This window comes from Novosphingobium mangrovisedimenti (genome assembly GCF_025153475.1).
Taxonomy (GTDB): Bacteria; Pseudomonadota; Alphaproteobacteria; order Sphingomonadales; family Sphingomonadaceae; genus Novosphingobium; species Novosphingobium mangrovi_A.
In genome coordinates, this window is sequence record NZ_JANZXA010000006.1 from 145342 (window position 1) to 170800 (window position 25459).

Below are 25459 nucleotides of genomic sequence, written 5' to 3' on the forward strand. Positions count from 1 at the left end.
CCGCTGCGCAGCGAAGTGACTGAACCGCCAATGCCGGCCCCGCCGCATTCCTCCGTCGTCCGGGCATTGCTAGGCCCGAGGGGAAACATGCGCGTCACGCGCGTTCGGGAGAGGATATTCAGCCATGCAAGCTGCCGTCAGCCATCAGGACACGCTTGCGCAACCGGCCCTTTCGCTGGTCGCCGGGCCGTCGCTCGCCGATGAGGCCGGGCAGGGACCGCACACCATCGGCGGCTACCTGCGCGATCTCGCCGCACGGTACGGCCCTCGCGAGGCGGTGGTCCTGCGCAATCGCACGCAGCGCTTCGCGTGGACCTATGACGATTTGCTTGCCCGCTCGCTGGAGGTGGCGCGCGCGCTGGCCGCAGCCGGCATCGGCAAGGGAGCGCGTGTCGGCATCCTGATGACCAACCGGCCGGAGTTCCTCTCCAGCCTGTTCGGCACGGCGCTGGCCGGCGGCGTGCCGGTCGCGCTCAGCACCTTCTCGACGCCTTCGGAGCTGGACTACCTGCTCAAGGCCTCGGAAATATCGCTGCTGCTGTTCGAGCAGCATGTGCTGAAGAAGGACTTCTTCGTGATGATCGACGGGCTGGAGCCGGCGATCGGGCACGGCCGGCCGGGGCATCTCGTGTCGCAGCGCTATCCTTACCTGCGCCATCTCGTTTCGCTGCCGGGTATCCTTGGCGATGCCGATCCGCTGACTTCGCACGAGGACGGCGCCGTCGAGCGCTGGGAGACGTTTCTCGCCCGCGCCAGTCATGTCCCGGAGGCCGCCGTTCTCGCGCGCGCCGATGCGGTCCATCCGGCCGATACCGGCGGCATATTCTTCTCCTCGGGTACGACCAGCCTGCCCAAGGGCATCGTCCATTCGCAGCGCGCCTTCGCCATCCAGTGGTGGCGCTGGCCGCGCATTTTCGCGATGAACGAGCCCGTGCGCAGCTGGACGGGCAACGGCTTCTTCTGGTCGGGCAATGTCTCGATGGTGGTCGGAAGCGCTCTTTCCACCGGCGGCGCGGTGATCCTGCAGCGCTATTTCGACGCGGAAGAAGCGCTGTTCCTGATCGAGGCGGAGAAAGTCACCTTCACCAGTGGCCGCCCGCACCAGTGGGCGCGCTTTCAGGCGGCGTCCAACTGGGTGAGCGCGGACCTGTCAAGCCTCAGGTACGTGACGCGCGGCGAACAGATCTGGGAGCATCCCACCGTCGATACCGACTGGGACGTGCCGATGTCGTTCGGCACCACCGAGACGATGACCATCTGCACCTCGCGCGTGGCAGGCGTTGCGGACGAGGCATACGCGGGCTCGATGGGCGAGGTGCTGCCGGGCAACACCATCAAGATCGTCGATCCCTTTACCGGCGCGATCGTGCCGATGGGCGAGAAGGGCGAGATGTGCATCAAGGGCCCGACCTTGATGACCGGCTATCTCGGCAAGGCGCCCGAGGAGTGTTTCGACGCGCAAGGCTTCTACTGCACCGGGGACGGCGGCCGGATCGACGCGCAGGGCCGGTTCTTCTGGGACGGGCGCCTGACCGACATGATCAAGACCGGCGGCGCCAATGTCGCGCCGATCGAGGTGGACGAGGTCGTTGCCCGGTTCCCCGGCGTCAAGCGCGTCCAGACGGTGGGCGTGCCGGATGACCTGCTGGGCGAGATGGTGGTCACCGCGATCGTGCCCGTGGATGGGGCGCGGCTGGACGAAAAGAGCGTGATCGGCTTCTGCAAGGAGCACATTGCCAGCTTCAAGGTGCCCCGCCGCGTGCTCTTCTTCACCGACGAGGAGATGGCCATCACCGGCAGCGAGAAGGTGAAGCCGGCGGTCGTGAAGGAGCTCGTCGCAAAACGTCTCGGGGCCTAGATATCGCCGGGCCGGTGCCCTGACTCTTGCGCTGGTTTGCCCGCGATATACTGAAAACGCAGTACCAAGATCCTGTCGACGGAGGTTTTCGAGAGAGGGACCATGACTGATACGCTAACCAACCGCGCGTTGCCCGATGCGGCCACCCAGCTCGACATCTATCGCAGGATGATCCGCATCGAGCGCAACGACGAATTCACCCGCGCCCAGATCCGCCAGGGCCGCATCCACGCACCGTACTATTCGGCACGCGGCCAGGAATGCATTCCGGCGGGCATTTCCGTGCTCCTCAACGACGACGACAAGATCTGCACGATCTATCGCGGCATTCAGGACATGGTCGCCAAGAACATGCCGCTGCGCCCGCTCTGGGCCGAAATCTGCGGCCGTGTCGACGGCACCTGCAAGGGCAAGGGCGGCCCGATGCACCTTACCCACCCGGAAACCGGCGTGATGGTCACCACCGGCATCGTCGGTTCCTCGATGCCGATCGCCAACGGCTTCGGCTGGGCCGCGCTGCTTGACGGCACCAAGCAGGTGACGGTCGCCTATTTCGGTGACGGTGCCAGCAACATCGGTGCCTTCCACGAGGCGCTCAACCTTGCCGGCGTGTGGAAGCTGCCGGTGATCTTCGTCTGCTCGAACAACGGCTTTGCCGAGCACACCCGTTTCGAGAACGGCACCGCGGTCGACCAGATCTCGAAGCGCGCGATCGGCTACGGCATGCCGGGCTACACCGTCGACGGCAACGATCCGGTCGACGTCTACGCCCACGCCCATGCCGCCATCGAGCGTGCCCGCGCGGGCGAGGGGCCGACCCTGCTCGAATGCAAGACCTTCCGTTTCATGGGCCACGTCTTCGGCGATGCCGACGGCTACATGACCAAGGAAGAAAAGGCCGAGGCGATGGCGAAGGATCCGCTGCCGATCTTCCGCCAGAAGCTGATCGACGACGGCATCGCCACCGAGGAACAGCTCGAGGCGATGAAGGCCGAGATCGAAGCCGAGGTGAAGGACGCGATCGACTTCGCCATGAACTGTGAATTCCCGTCCGACGATGAACTGCGTCGCGACGTCTTTGCCGAGGAGATCCCGGCGTGAGCACCGATACTGTTGAAATGGTCAAGATGAACGGCCTCCAGGCGATCAATTCCGCCCTGATGGAGGCCATGGAAGCGGACGAGAAGGTCCTCGTGCTCGGCGAGGACATTGCCGATAACGAAGGCGGTGGCGTCGTCGGCGTGACCCGGGGGCTGTCGACCAAGTTCGGCACCATGCGCGTGAAGTCCACGCCAATCTCCGAACAGGCGATCATCGGCGCGGCCATCGGCGCGGCCATGGCCGGCTACAAGCCGGTGGCCGAGATCATGCTGATGAACTTCACGACCGTGGCGATGGACATGATCGTGAACCACGCGGCCAAGCTGCGCTTCATGTCGGGCGGCCAGAGCCAGGTTCCGCTGGTGATCCGCACCCTGACCGGCGCGGGCAACCAGACCGCCGGCCAGCACGCCGACTTCTACGAGGCGTGGTTCTGCCACACCGCGGGCATCAAGGTCGTGATCCCCTGGACCCCGGCCGACTTCAAGGGCCTCTACCTTTCCGCGATCCAGGATCCGGACCCGGTCATCATCGTCGAGAGCGGCAAGACGCTGTTCGTGCCGATGGACGTGCCGGCCAATCAGGGCCCGATCCCGCTCGGCAAGGCGAACATCGTGGCGCCGGGCACCGACATCACCATCGTTTCCTACGGGCAGATGATGTTCACCGTGATGGAAGCCGTCGGCAAGCTTGCCGAGGCCGGCATTTCGGCCGAAGTGGTCGACCTGCGCACGATCTCGCCGTGGGACAAGGAAACCGTCCTCGCCTCGGCCGAGAAGACGGGCCGCCTGCTGGTCGTCCACGAAGCCGGCAAGAACTTCGGCCCGGGCGCGGAAATCGCCGCAACCGTGCAGGACGCGCTGTTCGGCAAGCTCAAGGCTCCGGTCGGCCGCCTCGGTGCGCCGTACTGCTCGGTGCCCTTCGCCAAGAAGCTGGAGGACGCGTTCCTCGTCCAGCCGCCGGCGATCATCGAGGAGGCCAAGCGCCTCGTTGCAATGGGCTGAGCCCGGGCTTCGGCACAAGGTGAGAGCATGATCGTCTTAGCTTGAATCGTCATTGCGAGGCCCGTAGGGCCGCGGCAATCCAGGGCGGCGCTGTGTACCGCTCTGGATTGCTTCGCTTCGCTCGCAATGACGAATGGTTCATTCAGCGGTGATCATGCGCTAACGAAAAGCCCCTCCCTCGCAGATCGCGGGGGAGGGGCTTTTTCTTGGTCGTCTTGCTGGCCGTTGCTGGCTGGAAACTGCCCACACCATGCTCGTCGTCCCTGCCTACGCAGGGACGACGGAACTATGGAACGGCGGCCATCACCATCCCGACAGGCTTATGCCGCCGCGGGCGATGGCGTAAGGTCCGTTTCAGCCCAGCTTGGCCATGGCCTCGCGTCCCATGCGTTCCTTCCACAGGTCCGGTTCGCCGGCCAGTTCGGGATTGAGCATCGCGCGCTTCATGAACAGGTGGCACTGATGCTCTTCGGTGAGGCCGATGCCGCCGTGGAGCTGGATCATCTCTTCGGTGACGAACTGGTAGGTCTCGCCCGCGAGCGTCTTCATGGCGCCGAACTGGATGATGTCGGCATCCTCGTCATGCACGCGGCTCCACAGGAGCGCGTCGGCAACGACGATGCGCGTCTTCATGTCGGCGGCGCGGTGCTTGAGGGCCTGGAACATCGCGATCGGGCGGTCGAATTGCTTGCGCATGGCCATGTATTCGACCGTCATGTCGAGCGCGGCGGCAGAGCCGCCAAGGCAGTCCGCCGCGATGGCAAGGTGTGCCTCGGGCGCGATCGCATCGTGCATGGCCGGCGCGCCCTTCACATCGGCGAGGTAGAGCGCGGGATCGGGGGCATAGCCGTCCAGCACTACGTCGAACATGCGGCGGCTCGGGTCCCAGATGGGGCGTTCGACAAGCGATACGCCCGGGGCATCGAGCGGCAGCAGCGCGTAGCCATGCGGCAGGCTGGCGACGATGGTGCTGGCCATGTCGGCCTCGAAGACGCCCGAAATCGTGCCGGTCAGCGAGCCGTCCCCGGCAGGCGTCAGGCGGGCGGCGCGCATGTGCAGGGGCACGTATTCGCCGCCGCAGATGCGCTCGACCCAGTCGGCCTTGTCGGCAAGCGTTTCGCTGGCGAGGATCGCCTGCAGGCCAAGCTGCGCCGGGATCAGCGGCGCGGAGGACAGCACGCGGCCCATCTCGTAATGGATCGCGGTCGTGGCATCGCGGCCAAGGCCGAGCCCGCCCAGTTCCTCGGGCACGCGGATCATCATCCAGCCCATTTCGGCCATGAGTTCCCAGCTCGCATCGCGGTCGGGAGAGAGCTTGTCCGCCGGGAAGGCCTTCTGCGCGGCGTCGGTGAGTTCGTTCAGTTCGATCATCTTACAGCACCCAGTTCTTCGGCTCGCGCGGCATTTCGAGCATGCGCTCGGCGATGATGTTGCGCTGCACTTCCTCGCTGCCGCCGGCGATGGTCCAGGCGTAGGAGTTCATGTAGTCGGCCATCCAGTTGCCGGTATTGAGATCGCCGAAAGTGATCGGCGCGATGTACTGCTCGCTCATTCCGCCAAGCCGCAGGCCCAGCTTCGAATAGGCGCGCAGCGCGCGGCTGTAGGAGTTCTTGACGATCGAGGCGTCGCCCATGCGCTCGATCCCCTTGATGCGGTTGTCGAGGAACTGGTCGGCAATCGCGCAGACGGCGTCGACCTGCGTCACCAGTTCGCCGAAGTCGCGCAGCACGCCGCGGTCGTCCTCGTGCCCGTGCTCGCGGATCAGGCTCGCCACGCGGGAGAGGGCACCGCGCATGCGGTAGGACAGCTCCATCAGCGTGAGGCCGCGTTCGCTGGCAAGGGTCGCCTGCGCCACGGCCCAGCCCTTGCCTTCCTCGCCCACGCGCTGCTCGACCGGGATCACCACGTTGTCGAGGAAGATCTCGGCGAATTCCTCGTCGCCCTGGATCTGGTGGATCGGGCTGACCGAGACGCCGGGCGTCTTCATGTCCATCAGCAGGTAGGTGATGCCTGCCTGCTTCACGCCTTCGGAACTGGTGCGCACCAGCAGCAGGCACATGTCGGCGAACTGGGCCATGGTCGACCAGATCTTCTGGCCGTTGACGACATAGACTTCCCTGCCGTCGCGAACTTCGCGCACCGCCTTGCACTTGAGCGCGGCAAGGTCGGAACCGGCGCCCGGCTCGGAGAAGCCCTGGCACCAGGTTTCGCCCTCGAGGATGCGGGGCATGTACTTCGCCTTCTGCTCGGGGCTGGCGCATTCGTGCAGCGTGGCAAAGGCGTGGTAGGTGGAGACGAACGAGAGCAGCAGGCGCGGGCAGTCGGCCCTGGCCAGCTCCTCGTAGATCACTTTCTGCTCGGCCAGGCTGCGGCCGCCACCGTGGTATTCCGCGGGCCAGTGCGGGATCGCGTAGCCGGCCTTCACCAGCTTGGCGAACCAGTCGCGCTGGGTCTTTACGAAATCGTCCTGCGTGCGGCTGGCATCGCGCCAGCCTTGCGGTTTTTCGGCTTCGAGAAAGCTGCGTACTTCATGGCGCAGGGCTTCGAGATCAGCGTTGTCCGTCATGTCCTCTCCATGCACAGCGGCCCGATGGGCGTCCAGATTTCTGGCTACGCGCTCGCGATATGTGGGCAGCCCTAGACCGCGACTTCCACCGTATCGCCTTCGATCCGCACTTCGTAAGTTTCGATGGGCAGCGTGGCGGGCGGGTTCATCGGCTTGCCGGTTTCCAGGTCGAAGCGGGCGCCGTGAACCGGGCAGGAGATCCAGCCCGCGCGCACGCGGCCGCATTCCAGCGTCTCGTAGGCGTGGCTGCACAGGTTGCGGACCGCGAAGATGCGGTCCTTGCTGTTCACGAGGATCACACTCACCCCGTTGACATCGACCACTTTCTTGCCGCCAGCGGGAACCTCGTCCACTTTTGCCACTGCGACGAATGCTTTTTCGCTCATCGTTGTTCTTCGACTTTCTGCAATTTCAGTTCTGCCCTGCACCGGCGTAGCACTCCGGCCCCTGCGGTGCGCACCGTCATGGCGCAAGGTTGCGGGCTGCGCCAGAGCACGAGCAAGCAATTTGCAGTACCCCGGCGGTCATTTCTAGGGCAAGTCGTGGACGCGATAAGGCTTGCGGAAGGGCCGGGCTCTCCTTCGCGAAAAATGGGCCAATGGGAGAGTGTGGGTGACGGCTGGCGAAAGCTTTGATGTCGTGGTGATTGGATCGGGTGCCGCAGGCGCCATGGCGGCATTGCGTGCGACCGACCTGGGCATGAAAGTGCTGATCGTGGAAAAGGCGCACAAGTTCGGCGGCACCTCTGCGACCTCCGGCGGGGTCATGTGGATCCCGAACCACGGGCTCGACGGCGACAAGGGCGACAGCCGCGAATCCGCGCTGGAATATCTCGACGCGACGATCGGCGTGCCGGTGAACCGCGAAAGGCTCGAAGCCTACGTCGATGAAGCGCCCAGGATGCTGGATTATCTCAAGTCCACCGGGGTCGAGGTCATGGCCGCCGCCTGGCCGGATTACTACCCGGACCGGGCCGGCGCGCGGGCGGACCGTTCGGTGATCGTGCCCACCTTCGACGGGCGCAAGCTGGGCGATGATCGCTATGCGCTGATGCGCGAGCAGTACAACCGCTTCAAGCTGTTCGGCCGCTACGCCATGGACCTGACCGAGACGTTCGCGCTGATGATGCAGTCCAAGGGCTGGCGCACGGTGGCGGCGAAGGTCATCGGGCGCTACTGGAAGGATCGCTCCACGCGCAAGGTGTCCCACCGCGACCGCCGCTTCACGCAAGGCGCGGCGCTGATGGGCGCGACCTACGAGCAGGTGTTCAAGCGTGGCGGCGAACTGCGCATGGAGACCAGGCTGGAACGCCTGCTGCTCGATGACGGGGGCAGGGTGATGGGCGTCGAGGTTTCGAACTTCGGCCGCAAGTATGTGGTGCACGCGCGTCACGGCGTGGTGCTGGCGGCAGGCGGTTTCGAATGGAACCAGGAACTGCGCGACCGTTTCTATCCGGTGCCGGGGCTGACCCGCCATTCCTCCACGCCCGAGGATGCCAACCGAGGAGAGGCGCTGATCGAGGCCGAGAAGATCGGCGCTTCGACCGAGCATACCGAGCAGGGCTGGTGGATGCCGACGATGACCTTGCCGATGCCCAAGGCCTCGAACTTTCACGAAATTCACCAGGCGGCTTTCGATGTGGGCCGCCCGTGGAGCGTCGTGGTCAACCGCAAGGGCGTGCGCTTCGTCGACGAGGCCTGCGGCTACGACCAGTTCGGCCAGGCGATGGTGCGCGATCAGCTCGAAACCGGCGCGAACATGCCGTGCTGGCTGATCTTCGATTCCAAGTTCCGCAAGAAGTTCAGCGCCGGCGGCCTCATGCCCACGGTCCACACGCCCGAGAGCAAGGTGCCCGCCGACTGGTGGGACCACTACGTGTTCCGCGCCGATACGATCGAGGAACTGTGCCGCAAGGTCCATCTGCCGGTGGATGTGGTGAAGCAGACGGTCGCCAACATGAACGAATACGCCAAGACTGGCGTCGACCCCGAATTCGGTCGCGGTATGAACCCCTACGATCAGATGTTCGGCGATCCCAGCTCGACGCCCAATCCCAACATAGGCCCGATCGACAAGGCGCCGTTCTATGCCGTGCCGATCAACAACGGCGATCTCGGCACCAAGGGCGGCCTGCGCTGCGATGCGCGGGCGCGTGTGCTCGACATGCAGGGCAATCCGATCCCGGGGCTCTATGCCGCAGGCAACAATTCGGGCACGCCTTTCGGCGACACCTATCCGGGAGCGGGCGCGACCATCGGACCGGCCATGACTTTCGGCTATGTCGCGGCCAACGACATCGCGGAGCGTTCGGGCAACCAGCGGGCCAACTGATCGCGGTGCGCCTCAAATATATAGGTCGTCCCCGCAAAAGCGGGGGCCCCGCCGTCGCGGGGACCACGGTCCAAGGGATCAGGAGATTGATGGAATGCAAGGCAAGGTAGCGATCGTCACCGGCGCGGCGGGCGGCATCGGCGAGGCATGTGTGCGAGCGCTCGGCGCAAAGGGCGTCAAGGTGCTGGGCACCGGACGTAACGCTGCGAAACTGCAGGCGCTCAAGGACGCGCTCGAAGGCGTCATGGACTTCGATTTCGTAGCGGTCGATGCCACCGCGGATGATGCGCCCAGGGCCATCGTGCAGGGCGCCGTCGACAAGTTCGGCCGGCTGGACATTCTCGTGAACAATGCCGGCTCGTTCAATTTCGGTCCCGTAGACCAGACCACCGACGAGATGCTCGACGAGGTCATCGGCATTTCCGTGCGCGCGCCGTTCCGCCTGTGCCGCGAGGCGCTGGGCGTGATGGGAGAGGGCTCCTCGATCCTGTTCATCGGCTCGACCTGGGGCATCTTCGGCACGGTCGCGGGCGGGGCCTACTCGATGGCCAAGGCCGGGCAGATCGGCCTGATGCAGACCATGGCCGCCGAATATGCGCCGCGCGGCGTGCGCTCGAACTACATCGCGCCCACCGTGGTGCGGACCGAAATGACCGATGCTTTCTGGGACCTCGACTTCTTCCGGCGCGGCAATCATGAACTGACGCCGATGAAGCGCGATTGCACGGCCGAAGACATCGGCAACATGGTCGCGTTCCTCGCTTCGGAAGAGGCCGGTTTCGTCAATGGCCAGACCATCGCGGTAGACGGCGGTATGTCGACCACGCGCTATGTTGCGCCTGAGGCGCTTGGCGCGGTACGCCAGTAGTTCATAAAAGGCAGGATCGCACAGGCGATTGCGCAGCGGCGCGGTGTTGTCGCGCGTGCGCACTTGCGCCTAACGGTCCTGTTAAAGGACCTTGAGAGGCGCTGCGCTGATGCAATTCGAATGGACTGAGGAACAGGATGCGTTCCGGTACAAGATCCGGGACTTCCTGCATGCCAATTTGCCCGATGACTGGGAGAAGTTCTCCGAACACGGCCCCGCGTCTCCTGCGCTGACGGCCTTTGCGCGCGAGTTCTGCGTGAAGCTGGCGGATGCGGGCATCCTCTTCCCGCACTGGCCCAGGGAGATGGGAGGCGAAGGCCTCGGCCCCTGGGAACAGCAGATCCTTGCCGAGGAAATGTGGATCGCCGGCGAACCGCGCGGCGGCCAGTACATGAACGTCAACTGGATCGGCCCGACGCTCGAAAAGTACGGCACGCCCGAGCAGAAGGCGCGCTATCTTGAGCCGATCACCAAGGGACAGTCGCTGTGGTGCCAGGGCTTTTCCGAGCCTGACGCCGGTTCCGACCTCGCCGCGCTGCGCACGCGTGCCGAGCTGAAGGACGGCAACTACGTCATCAACGGCCAGAAGATCTGGACCAGCTATGCCGGCCTTGCCGACACCTGCTTCCTGCTCACGCGCACCAGCGATGACCGCAAGCGCGGCATCACCATCATTCTCGTGCCGATGGACACGCCCGGCATCACCGTGCGCCAGATCCCCTCGCTGATCGGCGAGGGCGACATTCACGAGGTTTTCTTCGACGACGTGACCGTGCCCGAAAGCGCGCGCTTCGGCGACGAAGGGCAGGCCTGGGAGATCGTCGGTTACTCGCTGCGCAACGAACGCCTCGGCATTCCGCGCTTCAGGCTGGCCCGCGCCGCGCTCGACCGGGCGGTGCAGATGCTCAAGGACGCGGGCGAGTTCGACAGCGAATACGTCAAAATCGAGGCGGCGCGCTGCGCGGCCCTGTGCGAGGCGGCGGGCACGGCGAACTATGCTGTCGTCCAGCGCCGCGTCGACGGGCTTGTCATCGGCGCTGAATCCAGCTCGGCCCGTTACGCCACTGTTATGGCCGAGCGGGTCGTGTGCGAATTCGTGGTCGAGTTCGTGCCCGAGGGGCTTGCCGGGGCCTCGCCCTATCTCAAGATGCACCACCAGCGCGGCATTGTCGCCGGTGTCGCTGCCGGGTCCGCCGAGATCCAGCTCAACATCATCGCCAGCGAAGTGCTGGAATTGCCGAGGGAGCCGCGCTGATGCAGCTTTCGCTCAACGAAGACCAGACGCAGGTTCTCGACTTCATCGACAGCTTGGCCAAGCCCTTTGCCACGGTGCCGATGCACGACGTGTCGCTGGCGCTGGAAAGCGCGGAACTGGACGAGGCGCTGGTCGAGAACGGGTTCCTCGACGTCATGGCGGTCGAGGAACTCGGCCCCGTCACCGCCGCGCTCGTGGTCGAGAAGCTGGCGCGCCTGCCCTTTGCGATCGAAGCGGCGGCTTCGGCCATGGTGCGCCCGCTGATCGATCCCGAACTGCCGCGCCCGCTGTGCCTTGTGGAGGAAGGCAAGACCCGCAAGCCGCTGCGCTTCCTGCGGCCCGGCGCGACTGTCGTCGTTGTCGGCCCCTCGGGCGTGAAGAGCTTTGCCGCCACCGAGGAGATGATCGCGCCCGCGCAGGAAGACACGCTCTACGGCTATCCGGTTGCGTTCCTGACCTCGCTGCCCGAGAGCATGACGGCGCACGATGTCGATCCGGCGGAGATTACCCGTGCGTGGCGCGTCGGCATGGCGGCGGAAGCTGCCGGCCTGCTCGGCGGGGCGCTGGACAGCACGGTTACGTACGTGTGCGAGCGCAAGCAATTCGGCCGCCCGCTCGCGACCTTCCAGGGCATGCGCCACCGCCTTGCCGAGGATCAGGTCATGACCAATTCGGTCTACTGGATCGCCATGCGCGCGGCCGGCACTGGCGATGCGGGCGATGCGGCGATGGCGCTGCTTCACGCGCAGGAAGCCGCCAAGCGCGTGTGCTACGACTACCACCAGTTCCTCGGCGGCATGGGCATGACGCTGGAGCACCCGCTGCACTTGTGGACCTACCGCCTCAAGCTGCTTACTGCCGAACTCGGCGGGCGCGGCGCGCAGGGGCTGGCTGCGGCCGAAGCGCTCTGGGGCTGATCCTCCCCGTACCGGGGAGGATCAATCCACGTCGATCATGCCCTTTGCACCGGTGCCGCCGCTCACCGCCAGCGTTTCGCCGGTGATGTAGCTTGCCGCGTCGCTGGCCAGGAACACTACCGCCTGTGCCACTTCCTCCGGCTTGCCGGGACGGCCCAGAGCAAAGGCGGTCTTTGCCGAACCCAGTGCATCGAAGCCCGTCTTCGCCCAGCCTTTCTGCGCCAGTTCCGTTGCCGTCATGCCCGGTGCGACGGCGTTCACGCGCACGTTCGAACTGCCCCACTCGGTCGCCGCGACCTTGGTGAACATCTGCAGCCCGGCCTTGGCTGCCGAATAGGCGCCGCAGCCGGGCGTGCCGGTGATCCCTGCCTGAGAGGAAATGTTGACGATGGCACCGTGCCCGCTCTTTTTGAGGTGCGGGATGGCGGCGTGCGAGCAGTAGAAGGCCGCGTTGAGGTTCAGCTTTACGTCCTTGTCCCACATCTCCGGCGCCATTTTGGAAAAGCCGGAGAAGCTCGATTTTCCGGCGTTGTTGATGAGGATGTCCAGCCGCCCGAAATGGTCCACGGTCTTGTCGATCAGCGCCTGCACCTGTTCGGGATCGGTGGCGTCGGTGGGCACGCACAGGATGGCGCGTCCGGTTTCCGCGCGCAGTTCGCCGGCGGTTTTCTCGAGCGCGTCGGCCTTGCGTGCGGCCAGCACCAGATTGGCGCCGCGCTGGGCGAGAAGACGGGCGATCTCCTTGCCGATACCCGTGCCGCCGCCCGTGACTACCGCGACGCGGCCGCTGAGATCGAAACCTTCCAACATCGTGCTCACCATCTCCTCCGGCGCTGGCAGCCCCGGACCCTTTCCTGAAGTTCGGTCGCGCGGTCCTGCGGCGACACATGGGGCGTGTCGGCGGGCAGGTGGTCGCGCAGTTCCTCGAATTTGACGCGTTTGATCGTCGGCGTCGGGCACGAATCGCAATCGTACCAGCGCCCGTAGATCGTGCCTTGCCGGAAACCGGCGGGGTCGAGCCGGTTGGGCACGCCCGGGTCTTCCAGCGAGATCACCGCGCGAAACTTTCCGTCGCCGGAGATCTTCGCGAAGTGCCCGTTGGTGCTGCTCATGCGGTACACGTATTCGACCGCGTTGTAGTAGGGATCGTTGAGCTGGAAGTTCCAGTAGGGGCGGACGTCGGGAAGCGCCGTCTCGATGATGAGCGCCTCGTCCGCCTCGAATTCGTAGACCGCGGGAATATAGATCTGGCGCGAAAGGGCGCCGCCGATGGGGGCGGGCTTGAAGACGTTGATCCCGGCTTCCTCGCGCAACTGGTTCTGCATCCCGTAGAACAGCGCGGTCGCCTTCGCGGGCATGCCTGCCATGTTCCTGATGCGCTGAAGAATTTCGTCGGTCGACAGGCGCGGTTTGGGCGGCACCGGATCGAGGTTCTCGATCGACAGCATCGGATCGACCTCGCCCGACCAGTCGTAGGAGCGTTTGCGGACCATCAGCGTGGTGGCGCCCGGCCTGATTTGCAGCCAGTTGCCGGTGTGTCCTTCCGGCCTTTCGGCGCTGAGCAGGATTTCGAACGTGCCGTCCGGTTCGATCTGCAAGTGCCGGTCGTCGAGATCGGCATAGCATTCGCCGGTCATGTCCGGCGGATCGGGCATCCCCGCCAGCGGCCCCTGCGTGTTGAACGTGATCATCTTCACGGTACCGCGCGTGCCCGATACACGGTAGCTGTAGGCGGGACTCACGGGGGACTGCAGGTAGATGTCGTCGGGGTTGGGCTGCAGCGTGTAGACCGGGTTCCACAGCGGCGCCCAGTCGGGGTGCTCGGGCGTCGCGTGGAAGAACGCGAAGTAGCCGTAGGACATCTGCATCATGATCTGCCGGTAAACGTCGGCGCGATATTGCGGGTCGTCGGGCCGCCAGGTGTTGGCAATACCGGCTACGGCCTCTTCAAGATCGCGCAGATAGTCGAACAGCGGGCCTGGTTGCGTGGTCATCGTCCTGGTGATCCTCTCCCATGGTCCCCTGTGCGGGACTCGATTTTTCTAGATGGTATATACTATCTAGCGAGTCTGAAAAGTGGAGTGGAACACGCATGAGCGATACCGACCTTCTCGATCTTGGCGGCCAGGTTGCCGTTGTTACCGGTGGCGGCCAGAACGCGGGCCGCGCGATCGCGCTGGAACTGGCGCGGCACAATGCTGGCGGCATTGCCGTGAACGATTTCGTGGCGGAGCGCGCCGAGGCGGTGGCGGAGGAAATCCGCGCCATGGGCGTGCCCGCGCTGGCGGTGCCCTTCGACGTCTGCGATCTCGAAGCGGCCAGGGCGGCCGATGCGGCGATCAAGGACAAGCTCGGCGCAGCCACGATCCTCGTCAACAATGCCGGCATGGCCGGCCCGGGCGGCTCGCTGCGCCCCAAGCTGAACTTCTGGGAGGAAGAGCCCGAGGCCTGGCAGCGCTACCTCGGCACCAATCTCTACGGTGTCTACAACTGCAGCTATGCCTTCATCCCGAACATGGTCGAGGCGAAGAAGGGCCGCGTCGTCACCGTCGTTTCGGATTCCGGGCGCATCGGCGAGCCCAAGCTGGCTGTCTATGCTTCGGCCAAGGCGGGCGCGCAGGGCTTCATGCGCTCGATCGCCAAGGAGCTCGGCCGCTACAACGTGACCGCGAACTGCGTCTCGCTTTCCGCGCTCATGCCCGACATGCCCGAAGAGCAGCTGGCCCAGATCATGGCTTCCGACCAGACGAAGGCGATGATGTCGCGCTACACCATTCGCCGCTTCGGGAAGTCGACCGACGTGGCGGCGCTCGTCACGTTCCTGTGCTCTGGCGCGTCCGAGTGGATCACGGGCCAGACCTACCCGCTCAACGGCGGTTACGCACCCTCCATGTAAGAAGCGGTGCGGGGCCGGGAAGCCGGTCGCCGTCAATCTGGACCGGCCGGTAGAAATATCCGGCCGGTCCGGTTGACGAAACGGGTTGCAGCAACGATTTTGCTCTCCGACGGACCGGTCGGTTCCGGGGAGAAATCATGCCATCAACCGCTTTCCATGCACCCGATACTGTCGAGGATGCAGTCGCCCTGCTTTCCGCCGATCCCACGGCGCGGCCGCTGGGAGGCGGCACGGATCTGATCGTGCAGATGCGCTCGGGGCGGCTCAGTCCCGGTGCCGTCGTCGACCTCAAGCGGATCGAGGGAATGAGCGGCGTGCGGCGCGATGACGAAGGCTTCGTCATCGGTGCCGCAACGCCCTGTACCGCGCTCAAGGCCGATGCCGCGCTGGTTGCTGCCTGGCCCGGCGTGGTCGAGGCGGCGAACCTGATCGGCTCGGTGCAGGTCCGCAACCGCGCGACCATGGCGGGCAATCTCTGCAATGCCTCGCCGGCGGCGGACAGCGTGCCGGCGCTGGTGGCGGCCGGCGCCGTCTGCGTGGTCGCCGGGCCCTCTGGCCTGCGCGAGGTTCCGGTGGAGGCCGTCCCGGTCGCACCCGGCAAGACCTCGCTTGCTTCGGGTGAGTTCGTGGCCGAAATCAGGTTGCCGGCAAAACCCGCGGGCGGCGGGGATGCCTACCTGCGTTCCACCCCGCGTACCGAAATGGACATTGCCGTCGTCGGTGCGGGCGTCAGCCTCGTGCTCGATGGCGAAGGGACCTGCACGTCCGCGCGCATCGCGCTGGGTGCCGTGGGGCCGACGGTCGTGCTCGTCGAGGAAGCGGGCGCCGCTCTGGTCGGCACGAAGCTCGACGACGATGCCCTGGCCGCCATGTCGAAGGCGGTTCAGGCCGCCAGCAATCCCATAGATGACAAGCGCGGGACGGTGTCCTACCGCAAGGCCATGGCCGGCGTTCTCGCCCGCCGCGCCGTCCTGATCGCCGCCAGCCGCGCCGGAGCCAAGGCATGAGCAAGATCCACGTTTCCACCACCGTCAACGGTGACGCCACAGAATACTTGTGCGAGCCGACCTCGTCGTTGCTCGACGTCCTGCGCGATACGATGGGGCTGACCGGCTCCAAGGAAGGTTGCGGCTCGGGCGACTGCGGGGCCTGCACCGTCGTGCTCGACGGCGAGATGGTCTGCTCGTGCCTCGTGCTCGCCGCCGAGGCCGAGGGGCGCACGGTCGCCACGATCGAGGGCGTTGCCGAGGGCTCTGTGCTCCATCCGGTGCAGCAGAAGTTCCTCGAACATGCGGCCCTGCAGTGCGGTTTCTGCACGCCGGGCTTCATCGTCGCGGCCAAGGCGCTGCTCGACCGCAATCCGAACCCGACCGAGACCGAGGTCCGTTACTGGCTCGCCGGCAACCTGTGCCGCTGCACCGGCTACGACAAGATCGTGCGCGCCGTGCTCGATGCCGCCGCCGAACTCAGGCAGGAAAGGACGCCCGCATGAACGCGCCCGAAACCATGAAGCAGTTCCGTCCAAAGGGATTCAGGCATGTCGGCACCCGCCCGGTCCGTCCGGACGGGGTCGACAAGGTTACCGGCAAGGCGCTCTACAGCCCGGACTTCAAGGCGCCGGGGATGCTGTGGGGCGCGATCCTGCGTAGCCCGCATCCGCACGCGCGGATCATCTCGATCGACACGAAGAAGGCCGAGGCGCTGGTGGGCGTGAAGGCTGTGGCGACGGGCAGGGACCTGCCCACGCTGGAATCGCTGGTGATGCACGTGGGCGAGGGCGCGTCCGACATCGTCGATGTCTCGCACAACTGCCTCGCGCTCGACAAAGTGCTCTACGAGGGCCACGCGGTGGTTGCCGTGGCGGCCACCAGCCCCGAGATCGCCCGCGAGGCGCTCGGCCTGATCACGGTCGAGTACGAGGAACTGCCCTTCGTACTCGGCGTCGAGGAAGCGCTGGCCGAAGGCGCGCCGGTGCTGCACGACAATGTCTTCACCAAGGGCGTCGAGCCGAAGCCGGAGAAGCCCTCCAACGCCGCCATGCGCGTCGAGATGGGCGGCGGCGATGTCGAGGGCGCGCTGGCGTCGGCTGCGGCCACGGTCACCGAGCGCTACACGCTGGAGCCGGTGCATCAGGGCTATATCGAGCCGCATGCCTGTGTCGCCTCGTGGAACGGGGACGGGCAGGCGCAGATCTGGACGTCGAGCCAAGGCCACTTCGCCGTGCGTTCGCTCACGGCTTCGGTGCTGGCGATGCCGCAGTCGGACATCCGCGTCACGCCGCTGGAAATCGGTGGCGGGTTCGGCGGCAAGACCACGATCTACCTTGAGCCGGTGGCCATGGTGCTGTCGCGCAAGTCGGGCCGTCCGGTGCGCCTTGCCATGACGCGCGAGGAAGTGTTCCGTGCGACCGGCCCTGCACCGGGCGCGGTGATCGACGTGCGGATTGGCGCCGATGCCGAAGGCACGCTCGTCGCCGCCGAGGTCGAGTTCCTCTATCATTCGGGCGCCTATACCGCGAATGACGCAGGCGCGGGGGTGTCCAGCGCGATCGGGCATTATCGCATTGCGAATACCCGTGTCGTCGGCACGGAAGTGCTGTGCAATCGCCCCGCCGCCAAGGCCTATCGCGCGCCGGGCGCGCCGCAGGTTAACTTCGCGGTCGAAAGCGCGATCGACGAACTTGCCGGAAAGCTCGGGATCGATCCGCTGGAGCTGCGCCTGAAGAACGCGGCGGCCGAAGGCGATCCGCAGACCTCGGGCCTGCCCTGGGGCCGGATCGGCTGGGTCGAATGCCTGGAGGCCGCCAGGGCCCATCCGCACTGGTCGGCGCCGCTTGGCCCCAACCAGGGGCGCGGCATCGCGGGCGGTTACTGGGGCAACTACGGCGGCCCTTCGACCGTCAATGTCAGCGTGGCTGAAGACGGCACGATCACCGTCGCGACCGGCAGCCCCGACATCGGCGGCAGCCGCGCCTCGATGGCGATCATGGCCGCCGAAGTGTTGGACGTGCCGTACGAGCAGGTGCGCAGCGTCGTCGCCGACACGGCCTCCATCGGCGTCTCGATGGTCACCGGCGGCAGCCGCACGACGTTCGCGACCGGCATGGCGACCGTGCAGGCCGCCGAGGACGTGAAATCGATCCTGTGCCAGCGCGCCGCGCGGATGTGGGGCGTTTCGGACGATCAGGTCGAATGGCGCTCGGGTGCGGTCGTCTGCCTCGAAGGCGAGAAGCAGGGGCAGTCGATGACGGCCGCCGCCATTGCCGGTCGTTCGTTCCATTCGGGTGGGCCGATTGCCGCCGTGGCGGCACTGAGCGCGAAGGGCTGGCTGCCGGGCTTCGGCGTCCACATCTGCGATACCGAGGTCGATCCCGAGACGGGCCATGTAAAGATCGTGCGCTACACCGCGATCCAGGACGTGGGCACCGCGATCCACCCCGACTATGTCGAGGGGCAGATGCAGGGCGGCGCCGCGCAGGGGATCGGCTGGGCGCTCAACGAGGCCTATATCTACGGCAAGAACGGCAAGCTCGATAACGCCGGATTCCTCGACTACCGCATGCCGGTGGCATCGGACTTGCCGATGATCGATACGGTCATGGTCGAAGTGCCCAACCCCGCGCATCCCTACGGCGTGAAGGGCGTGGGCGAAGTGCCGATCGTGCCGCCGCTTGCCGCAGTCGCCAATGCCATCCACGGCGCGATCGGCCAGCGTCTGCGCGACCTGCCCATGGTGCCCGACCGGGTCTACGCGGCGCTTCATCCGGAAGGGTGAGGCGTGGTGCGCATCGTCGTGATGCCGCCGTTCGACAAGGAGTTCTTCGGCGAGTTTATCAATGATGGGCGTCTCGATCTGGCGCCACACAACCTGTTCGATCTGGTGGAGAAGCTGGAAGCGCTGGCGCCGGGCTTTGCGGCCATCGCCCCGGCGCGTGTCCATTTCGCGGTCGATGGTGTACTCGAAACCGACTGGACGCGGGAACTGGCACAGGCGCAGGAGGTCATCGTGCTGCCGCGCGTGGGTGGAGGATGAACCGATGGCTGTCACCTTGCCGTTCCGGCGGCTCGCCCCGTTCGGGGTAGAGATCGATTTCGATCTGTCGCAACCGCTGGCGCCATCGCTCTCGTATCATTTCCGCGAACTATGGCGCGAACACGGGCTGGTGCTGGCGCGCGGACAATCGCTGACGATGGCGCGCCAGCGTGAGCTTTGCGCGCTGCTCGGCCCGATCCTGCTGCGTGAAGGGGAGGGCGAGACGATGTCGAACGAGGGCGGCGGCCCCAGCGCCTCTCCGCTCTCGTGGCATGCGGACGCCGCCTATACCGATGCCCCGTTCGGCGCGATTGCGCTTCATGCGCTCGATGTCGTCGACGATGTCTCCTCCACGCGCTTCACAAACGCGGAGGCGGGGCTTGCGCGGCTGCCGCAGGACATGGCGGGTGCTCTCGATGGGTGCGAGCAGGAGATGATCTCGCCCCACTACACGCGGCTGGCCGGGCGCACTTGCGACGACCGCGAACCTGAGGCGATGAAGCGCGGCGTGCGGCCCGCGATCCTCGAAAACCCGCACAATGGCCGCCCATGCCTGTGGGTCAGCGAACTGCAGACCGCGCGGCTGCTGGGCATGGCCTGGGAGGAAAGCCGGGACTTGCTGAATGCGGTGTTCGACCGGCTCTATGCGCCGGAGCACGTGCTGGAACACAAGTGGCGCACGGGCGATGTGATCTTCTGGGACAACATCGCCCTGCAGCACGCACGCGGAAATCTGCAAAGCGTCGGGCGGCGCGTCTTGCAGCGGGTGATTGTCGGCACCGACGGCGTAGCGCCGCACGTGGCGGGATAAGCCGGTATCGCCTCAGGCGCGCGCGCCGCGCTGGAACAGGCGCTGCGTGCAGACCGCGTAGCTGGGGTCCTTCTCGCCCTGGCCGAGCGTGCCGCCGCCGTCGAAGGGTCGGCGCAGCTTGAAGTCGTAAGTCACGACGCGCTTGGAAAAGCGCCACTTGCCGTCGGCGCAGCGGCGGTAGTTGTCGATGTAGCGCACCGCCATGAAGTCCTCTTCCTGGCCGCCTTCGCGGGTGGGGATGAGGTGGTAGGCGAGGGCATAGACTTCGCCGCTGGCCTCGTCGCCATCCACCGCGATCAGGTGGTTGCAGATGTGGTGGCCGGAATAGGGCATGTAGGGAAACGAGCCGGCGATGAACTTGCAGTAGTCTTCCGCCGATCCGTCGAAGCTGTCGCCGTGCGTATCGGTGGAATCCTCGGTGTAGAGGTCCTTGAGCAGCTCGATGTCCTGCCGGTCGATTGCGCGCGAATAGAGCAGGGCAAGGTCGCGGATCGCGTCCTTGTCGATGACGGCCTGCAGAGCCTTTTCGTCGATAGCCATGAATTTCCCTCCAGTGCGAATGTCAGAGCAGTGCGCCCCCGTCGACGGGGTAGACCTGTCCTGTGATGAAGCTGGCCCGGGCCGAAGCCAGGAACGCGACCATTCCCGCCATTTCGTCGGCCGAGGCAAAGGGCTTGCCCACGAAAGTGCGGCGCTGGCGGATCGCGCGGTCTTCCTCGCTCACGCTGGCCTGGCCTTTCGAGAACATGCCGCTTTCGGGGTTGAAGCGGCTCCCCTTGCTGAGTGCGGCGGGATCGGTCGGGATCGTCGCGTAGGGTGCGATCGCGTTCACGCGGATGCCGTGCTGGCCCACTTCCTTGGCAAGCACGATCGTGAAGCTGTGCACTGCGCCTTTCGCAGCCGAATAGACCGGCAGCATGTAGTCGCCCACCAGCCCGGCGGTGGAGCCCACGTTGACGATGGCCCCGCGCTTGCGCTCGATCATGCCGGCCAGCACGGCGTGGGTCATGCGCAGAACCGTGCCGAAGTTGAGGTCGATGTCGGCCATCCACTTCGCCGGGTCGGAATCGACGAAGAAGCCCTGATCGACATTGCCGCCCACGTTGTTGACGAGCACGTCGACGGGGCCGAGCGCTTCGGCCGCTTCCAGAACCCGCGCCGGGGATGCTGGATCGAGCATGTCGGCAGCCACGAACACGGCATCGGCCGCGCCGCGCGCCTTGCAGTCTGCAACGAGCCGGGCTCCGGCCTCGCGGTCACGCCCCACGGCGACGACTTTCGCGCCCTCCGTGGCCAGATCGAGCGCGATGGCCCTGCCGATGTTGGCGGTTGCCCCGGTGACGATGGCGACCTTGTCCTGCAATTGTAAATCCACGTCCTGCTCCCGAACGATGTTTCGCACTGGGCTAGGTCGATGGACGCCGCCTTGCAAACCGCAGGGGCGATTTGCGGCGTGCAGGGGGCTCTAGCGGCGCGAAGTCCTCACGCAGCGCATTGGGCCGTCGCTTCCATCTTCCGCGATCTCGCGCAGGAAACCCTCGGATATGCGATGCAGCCTCAGGCCCTTGAGCTTGCCCCCGGTCATGACCACGCGGTCACCGGTGTAGAGGTAGCTGCCACGAACGCCGCCAGCCTTGTAGCTGGAGGCATTGACCACGCGGAACTCGAACTGGTGAACTGGCCTGCTGGCCGCGTCGCCGGGCATCTCGCAGACGTAGCGGCCCAGCGCCAGAGTCCCGATACGGCCGCCGGGAGGCGGAGGCGGGGCCTCGGATGCGGCGGCGGCCACGGAGAGCGAGCCTGCGACAAGGACGAGCGCGATGCGGGACATGGAGCGGAGCTGGATCATGACCTTCCGGCTAGCACCGGCGCGAAGCAATTGCCATGCCCGCCCGCCTCGTCTAAGGGCGCAGGCTTTCAAGGGCGTTTCCCGGCAGGCGGGTGCGCCCGAAGGCATCTAGCTCTTTCCCATCGAAGGCACGAATCCATGAAGATCAGCGGCGTCGACATTCGTCCCGGCAACATTCTCGAATACGAAGGCGGCATCTGGAAAGTCGCCAAGACCCAGCATACCCAGCCCGGCAAGGGCGGCGCCTTCATGCAGGTCGAGATGAAGAACCTGATCGACGGCCGCAAGACCAACGTGCGCTTCCGCAGCGCCGACACGGTCGAGAAGGTGCGCCTCGATACGAAGGACTTCCAGTTCCTCTACGCCGAGGGCGACCAGCTGGTGTTCATGGACATCGAGACCTACGACCAGATCCAGCTTCCTGCCGACCTTCTCGGCGATGCCGCCGCGTTCCTGCAGGACGGCATGCAGGTTCTGCTCGAACTGTGGGAAGAACGTCCCATCTCGGTCCAGTTGCCCGAACAGGTCGAAGCCACGATCGTCGAGGCCGATGCCGTGGTCAAGGGACAGACAGCTTCGTCCAGCTACAAGCCTGCCGTACTCGACAACGGCGTGCGCGTGATGGTTCCGCCGCATATCGAAAGCGGCACCCGCATCGTTGTCGACGTGTACGAGAAGACTTACGTCAGAAAGGCGGATTGATGCATAACCTCGCGAAGATCGCAACTTCGGCTCTGCTCGGTACGGGTCTGGTTCTGGGCAGCGGCAGCGCATTCGCCGCCGCGCCCGCCAAGGCCCAGCCCAGGGCCGCAACCGGTCAGTCGCAGGTGAAGAATGCGGAGTTGTACCTCAAGGTCCTCATCTCCGGTCTGCAGTCCAAGAATGTCGAGGGCCCGGTAAAAGGTGCTCTCGTGGGCTGCCTGTACAACAATTCGCTCGGCAGGATCACGGAATCGATGGACAAGGTGATCGCCGAGAACCCGGGCAAGATCCACCGCGACAATCCCGGCGAATTGCTCAGCGTGATGGTCCGGATCTGCGGATACAAGCCCGACGCAGCAGCAAAGGGTGGCCGATAAGGTCCGTGCGGGCCCGGCTCATTCAGGAGTAGAGAACACGTTATGGCCGCAATTTCCGGTCTCATCCGCGTCATGGAAAAAGCCGCCCGCAAGGCAGGCGGCCGCCTGCGACGCGACTTCGGCGAAATCGAACACCTCCAGGTGAGCCGCAAGGGTCCTGCCGACTTCGTCTCGAAGGCGGACCAGAACTCCGAGCGCACCATCTGGGACGAACTGCGCGCGGCGCGGCCCGAATGGGGCTTCCTGTTCGAGGAAGGCGGCGAGATCGAGGGCGATCCCGACAAGCCGCGCTTCATCGTCGATCCGCTTGATGGCACCACCAACTTCCTGCACGGCCTCCCGCATTTCGCGATTTCGATCGCGGTGCAGGAACCGCGTCTGGACGGCAAGGGCTGGGGCGAAGTCACTGCCGGGCTGATCTACCAGCCCGTCACGGACGAAACCTTCTGGGCCGAAAAGTCGCGCGGTGCCTGGCTGCACGACCGGCGCCTGCGCGTATCGTCGCGCCGTCATCTCGACGAAAGCCTGATCGCCACCGGCATTCCTTTCTCGGGTCATGGCGACGCAGGCGAGTGGACCCGGATCTATCATGCCCTGGCGCCGCAGGTTGCCGGCATCCGCCGCTTCGGCTCGGCCGCGCTAGATCTCGCGTGGGTTGCCGCCGGCCGCTACGAGGGGTTCTGGGAATCCGGCCTGAAGCCTTGGGATACCGCGGCCGGCTGCCTGCTGGTGCGCGAGGCCGGCGGCTTCGTTTCGGACTGGAAGGGCCGTTCGCTGCCTTATTGCGACGCGGAAGTTCTCGCCGGCAACGATGCGCTGCACTCGCGCCTGCACAAGATGCTGGTGAACGCCCTCAAGGGCTGAGCGCGTCTCACGGTTTGTCGTGCTCACTGCACGGCTTGCCGTGCGGCGTGTGGGTGTCGCCGAACTGAAACGCAATTGACGCGGTAGTTTCCGCCAGCGGGCCGAAAGGCTTGCGGCATGGGACTACGGGGGCATTTTTTCGTCGCGTCGGCGCTGGTCGTCGCATTCGTGCCTTTGGCCGCGTACGGGCAGGACGTCGCGGTCGAATCCGCGATTGCGGCCACCCCCGCGCTTCAGCAGACTTTCGATCTCGGGCAGGCGGCAAGGCTGCCGGTCGTCCGCACTGGCGGGGCTGCGCCAAGGACCGACCCGTTCGCGGAAGATGCAGAGGTCCGCACGAAGGTGAAGCTGCGCCTGCGGTATCAGCCGGTCGAGGGTGGTCCGCGCTTCGAAGTCGGCACATACGGTTCGCGCAAGGGGGCAATGAAGGGCAAGCTGCTCCACGTGGCACTGGACTGGAGCTTTTGAAGCCTTTTCCGACTTGTCGCCGAAACAATTGCACTGGCATTGCGTACTGCTCTTGAATGCGGGCGAACGCGCGGCTAAGCGTCCGCGCTGACTTTCCGTGCCCCTGTGGCGGAATGGTAGACGCGAACGACTCAAAATCGTTTGTCGCAAGACGTGCCCGTTCGAGTCGGGCCAGGGGCACCAGCATTGCGTTTCGCGGCTTGCGGATTGCCGGGCATGGCCATAGCCTGCACCGCATGAGGAACCTTTCGCTCGCAGCCGCAGCAGCTCTCGTCGCCTTTCCCGCAAGTCTTCATGCCGAAACCGTGGCGGATACGATTTCCGCCGACATGCCCGGCCTGATGGACACCTACCGCGATCTCCACGCGCACCCGGAACTGAGCTTCCAGGAAGTGCGCAGTGCCGCGGTCATGGCAAGGGCCGCGCGCGAGGCGGGGTTCGAGGTGACCGAGAAAGTCGGGAAGACGGGAATCGTCGCGGTCCTCAAGAACGGCCCCGGGCCCACGGTGCTGATCCGCGCCGACATGGATGGCCTGCCGGTGACCGAACAGACCGGGTTGCCCTTCGCCTCGAAGCAGCGCGGGGTTTCCACCGCAGGGGTCGAAAGCGGGATCATGCATGCTTGCGGCCACGATACCCACATGACTGCCTGGATCGAGACGGCGCGGCTGATGGCGGCGCGCAAGGCCGACTGGTCGGGGACGCTGGTCATGATCGGCCAGCCGGCCGAGGAAATCGGCCTGGGCGCGGTCGAGATGCTCAAGGACGGGCTCTACACGCGCTTTCCCAAGCCCGATTACACGCTTGCCTTCCACGATACGCCAGAATTGCCCTCGGGCGTTGTCGGGGCTGCCGAGGGGTACGCGCTGGCCAATGTCGACAGCGTGGACATCCTGGTGAAGGGCGTGGGCGGTCACGGGGCCTATCCGCAGGCCACCAAGGACCCGATCGTGCTGGCCAGCGCGATCGTGATGAAGCTGCAGACGCTCGCCAGTCGCGAGATCAACCCGCTGGACCCGGTCGTCGTCACGGTCGGCTCGTTCCATGCCGGGACCAAGCACAACATCATTTCCGATCAGGCCAAGCTGGAACTGACCGTGCGCAGCTATTCCGACGAGACGCGTGCGAAGCTGCTATCGGGCATCAGGCGGATCGTGAAGGGCGAGGCGCTCGCCTCGGGCATTCCCGAGGATCTCATGCCCGAGGTCACCGTCGAGGAACCCTATACGCGCTCGACCTACAACTCGCCGGAATTCACGCAGGAGGCGATCGGCTTCCTGCAGCAGGAGATGGGCAAGGACCGCGCGGTCATCACCCCGTCGGTCATGGGCGGCGAGGATTTCGGCGAGTTTCGCAGGGCCGACGAGGATCACATCAAGTCGGTGATCTTCTGGGTCGGAGGCTCGCCGGCGGACAAGATCGCCGCCGCCAGGGCGGGGGGTGCGCCCCTGCCGTCGCTGCACAGCCCGTTCTGGGCGCCCGAGGCGGACAAGGTGATCGCGTCGGGAGCGGAAGCGCTGACGCTCACCGCGATGAGGCTCATGGCCAGGTAAGGCGCGC

General features: G+C 65.7%; 26 protein-coding genes and 1 tRNA gene. 19 read left to right on the forward strand and 8 right to left on the reverse strand.

The annotated features are described in order from the left end of the window. Nucleotides 1-124 precede the first annotated feature (124 nt). From NZK81_RS10690 to NZK81_RS10700, 3 genes are all read left to right on the forward strand, one after another. Nucleotides 125-1858, forward strand: coding sequence for a class I adenylate-forming enzyme family protein (locus tag NZK81_RS10690; protein ID WP_260046120.1), 1734 nt, complete (start codon nt 125-127; stop codon nt 1856-1858). A 102-nt stretch (nt 1859-1960) separates the two neighbouring features. Then, nucleotides 1961-2959, forward strand: coding sequence for a thiamine pyrophosphate-dependent dehydrogenase E1 component subunit alpha (locus NZK81_RS10695; RefSeq protein WP_260046121.1), 999 nt, complete (start codon nt 1961-1963; stop codon nt 2957-2959). A gap of 17 nt (nt 2960-2976) precedes the next feature. Further along, nucleotides 2977-3963 (forward strand): alpha-ketoacid dehydrogenase subunit beta, encoded by a 987-nt coding sequence (locus tag NZK81_RS10700; RefSeq protein ID WP_260046176.1) that lies wholly within the window; start codon nt 2977-2979, stop codon nt 3961-3963. A gap of 354 nt (nt 3964-4317) precedes the next feature. On the opposite strand, the gene NZK81_RS10705 is transcribed toward NZK81_RS10700, so the two are convergent. From NZK81_RS10705 to NZK81_RS10715, 3 genes are all read right to left on the reverse strand, one after another. After that, entirely contained in the window at nt 4318-5334 is a 1017-nt protein-coding gene (locus tag NZK81_RS10705) for an acyl-CoA dehydrogenase family protein (protein ID WP_260046122.1), read from the reverse strand. A gap of 1 nt (nt 5335) precedes the next feature. Continuing rightward, nucleotides 5336-6529 carry an acyl-CoA dehydrogenase family protein gene (locus NZK81_RS10710; RefSeq protein ID WP_260046123.1) on the reverse strand — a complete coding sequence of 398 codons (1194 nt, stop codon included), beginning with the start codon at nt 6527-6529 and terminating at the stop codon, nt 5336-5338. A 71-nt stretch (nt 6530-6600) separates the two neighbouring features. Further along, a complete protein-coding gene (locus NZK81_RS10715) occupies nt 6601-6915 on the reverse strand; it encodes a Rieske (2Fe-2S) protein (protein ID WP_260046124.1) in 315 nt (104 codons plus the stop codon). Between the two features lie 226 nt (nt 6916-7141). Here NZK81_RS10715 and NZK81_RS10720 point away from each other — a divergent pair, with 226 nt between their 5' ends. The 4 genes from NZK81_RS10720 (at nt 7142) to NZK81_RS10735 (ending at nt 11900) form a co-directional block, all read left to right on the forward strand. Then, nucleotides 7142-8860, forward strand: coding sequence for an FAD-dependent oxidoreductase (locus tag NZK81_RS10720; RefSeq protein WP_260046125.1), 1719 nt, complete (start codon nt 7142-7144; stop codon nt 8858-8860). Between the two features lie 94 nt (nt 8861-8954). Continuing rightward, nucleotides 8955-9728: an SDR family NAD(P)-dependent oxidoreductase gene (locus NZK81_RS10725; protein ID WP_260046126.1), complete on the forward strand. Its 774-nt coding sequence runs from the start codon at nt 8955-8957 to the stop codon at nt 9726-9728. A gap of 109 nt (nt 9729-9837) precedes the next feature. After that, nucleotides 9838-10983: an acyl-CoA dehydrogenase family protein gene (locus NZK81_RS10730; protein ID WP_260046127.1), complete on the forward strand. Its 1146-nt coding sequence runs from the start codon at nt 9838-9840 to the stop codon at nt 10981-10983. Beyond that, complete coding sequence (locus NZK81_RS10735) at nt 10983-11900, forward strand: acyl-CoA dehydrogenase family protein (RefSeq protein WP_260046128.1); 918 nt, start codon at nt 10983-10985, stop codon at nt 11898-11900. The genes NZK81_RS10730 and NZK81_RS10735 overlap by 1 nt, the downstream gene beginning before the upstream one ends. A gap of 21 nt (nt 11901-11921) precedes the next feature. Here NZK81_RS10735 and NZK81_RS10740 read toward each other — a convergent pair whose 3' ends face one another. Next, on the reverse strand, nt 11922-12710 hold the full coding sequence (locus NZK81_RS10740) for an SDR family NAD(P)-dependent oxidoreductase (RefSeq protein WP_260046177.1): 789 nt from the start codon (nt 12708-12710) through the stop codon (nt 11922-11924). 5 nt (nt 12711-12715) lie between these two features. Continuing rightward, nucleotides 12716-13894 carry a DUF1214 domain-containing protein gene (locus NZK81_RS10745; RefSeq protein ID WP_260046129.1) on the reverse strand — a complete coding sequence of 393 codons (1179 nt, stop codon included), beginning with the start codon at nt 13892-13894 and terminating at the stop codon, nt 12716-12718. 98 nt (nt 13895-13992) lie between these two features. Between NZK81_RS10745 and NZK81_RS10750 the strand changes: the two genes are divergently transcribed. The 6 genes from NZK81_RS10750 (at nt 13993) to NZK81_RS10775 (ending at nt 19639) form a co-directional block, all read left to right on the forward strand. Next, nucleotides 13993-14796: an SDR family NAD(P)-dependent oxidoreductase gene (locus NZK81_RS10750; RefSeq protein ID WP_260046130.1), complete on the forward strand. Its 804-nt coding sequence runs from the start codon at nt 13993-13995 to the stop codon at nt 14794-14796. Between the two features lie 137 nt (nt 14797-14933). Then, on the forward strand, nt 14934-15803 hold the full coding sequence (locus NZK81_RS10755; RefSeq protein WP_260046131.1) for an FAD binding domain-containing protein: 870 nt from the start codon (nt 14934-14936) through the stop codon (nt 15801-15803). Next, a complete protein-coding gene (locus NZK81_RS10760) occupies nt 15800-16288 on the forward strand; it encodes a (2Fe-2S)-binding protein (protein ID WP_260046132.1) in 489 nt (162 codons plus the stop codon). Before NZK81_RS10755 ends, NZK81_RS10760 begins: the two co-directional genes overlap by 4 nt. Then, entirely contained in the window at nt 16285-18570 is a 2286-nt protein-coding gene (locus tag NZK81_RS10765; RefSeq protein WP_260046133.1) for a xanthine dehydrogenase family protein molybdopterin-binding subunit, read from the forward strand. The genes NZK81_RS10760 and NZK81_RS10765 overlap by 4 nt, the downstream gene beginning before the upstream one ends. Before the next feature lie 3 nt (nt 18571-18573). Next, nucleotides 18574-18828 carry a hypothetical protein gene (locus NZK81_RS10770; RefSeq protein ID WP_260046134.1) on the forward strand — a complete coding sequence of 85 codons (255 nt, stop codon included), beginning with the start codon at nt 18574-18576 and terminating at the stop codon, nt 18826-18828. Between the two features lie 4 nt (nt 18829-18832). Next, the gene (locus tag NZK81_RS10775; RefSeq protein WP_260046135.1) at nt 18833-19639 is read left to right on the forward strand and encodes a TauD/TfdA dioxygenase family protein; all 807 of its coding nucleotides are present in this window, start codon (nt 18833-18835) and stop codon (nt 19637-19639) included. A 12-nt stretch (nt 19640-19651) separates the two neighbouring features. Here the strand turns inward: NZK81_RS10775 and NZK81_RS10780 are convergent, their stop codons facing one another. The 3 genes from NZK81_RS10780 to NZK81_RS10790 form a co-directional block, all read right to left on the reverse strand. Continuing rightward, nucleotides 19652-20179 carry a nuclear transport factor 2 family protein gene (locus tag NZK81_RS10780; RefSeq protein ID WP_260046136.1) on the reverse strand — a complete coding sequence of 176 codons (528 nt, stop codon included), beginning with the start codon at nt 20177-20179 and terminating at the stop codon, nt 19652-19654. Between the two features lie 22 nt (nt 20180-20201). Beyond that, on the reverse strand, nt 20202-21014 hold the full coding sequence (locus tag NZK81_RS10785; protein ID WP_260046137.1) for an SDR family NAD(P)-dependent oxidoreductase: 813 nt from the start codon (nt 21012-21014) through the stop codon (nt 20202-20204). A 90-nt stretch (nt 21015-21104) separates the two neighbouring features. Continuing rightward, on the reverse strand, nt 21105-21488 hold the full coding sequence (locus tag NZK81_RS10790; RefSeq protein ID WP_260046138.1) for a hypothetical protein: 384 nt from the start codon (nt 21486-21488) through the stop codon (nt 21105-21107). A 138-nt stretch (nt 21489-21626) separates the two neighbouring features. On the opposite strand from NZK81_RS10790, the gene efp reads away from it, so the two are divergent. The 6 genes from efp (at nt 21627) to NZK81_RS10820 (ending at nt 25452) form a co-directional block, all read left to right on the forward strand. Then, nucleotides 21627-22190: an elongation factor P gene (efp, locus tag NZK81_RS10795; RefSeq protein WP_260046139.1), complete on the forward strand. Its 564-nt coding sequence runs from the start codon at nt 21627-21629 to the stop codon at nt 22188-22190. Then, on the forward strand, nt 22190-22567 hold the full coding sequence (locus NZK81_RS10800) for a hypothetical protein (protein WP_260046140.1): 378 nt from the start codon (nt 22190-22192) through the stop codon (nt 22565-22567). Before efp ends, NZK81_RS10800 begins: the two co-directional genes overlap by 1 nt. A 42-nt stretch (nt 22568-22609) precedes the next feature. Continuing rightward, the gene (locus tag NZK81_RS10805) at nt 22610-23431 is read left to right on the forward strand and encodes an inositol monophosphatase family protein (protein ID WP_260046141.1); all 822 of its coding nucleotides are present in this window, start codon (nt 22610-22612) and stop codon (nt 23429-23431) included. 117 nt (nt 23432-23548) lie between these two features. Continuing rightward, nucleotides 23549-23899, forward strand: a complete 351-nt coding sequence (locus tag NZK81_RS10810) for a hypothetical protein (protein ID WP_260046142.1) — start codon at nt 23549-23551, stop codon at nt 23897-23899. Between the two features lie 99 nt (nt 23900-23998). Next, nucleotides 23999-24082 (forward strand) — tRNA-Leu (locus NZK81_RS10815). Nucleotides 24083-24135: 53 nt separating this feature from the next. Continuing rightward, complete coding sequence (locus tag NZK81_RS10820; RefSeq protein ID WP_260046143.1) at nt 24136-25452, forward strand: amidohydrolase; 1317 nt, start codon at nt 24136-24138, stop codon at nt 25450-25452. Nucleotides 25453-25459 lie beyond the last annotated feature (7 nt).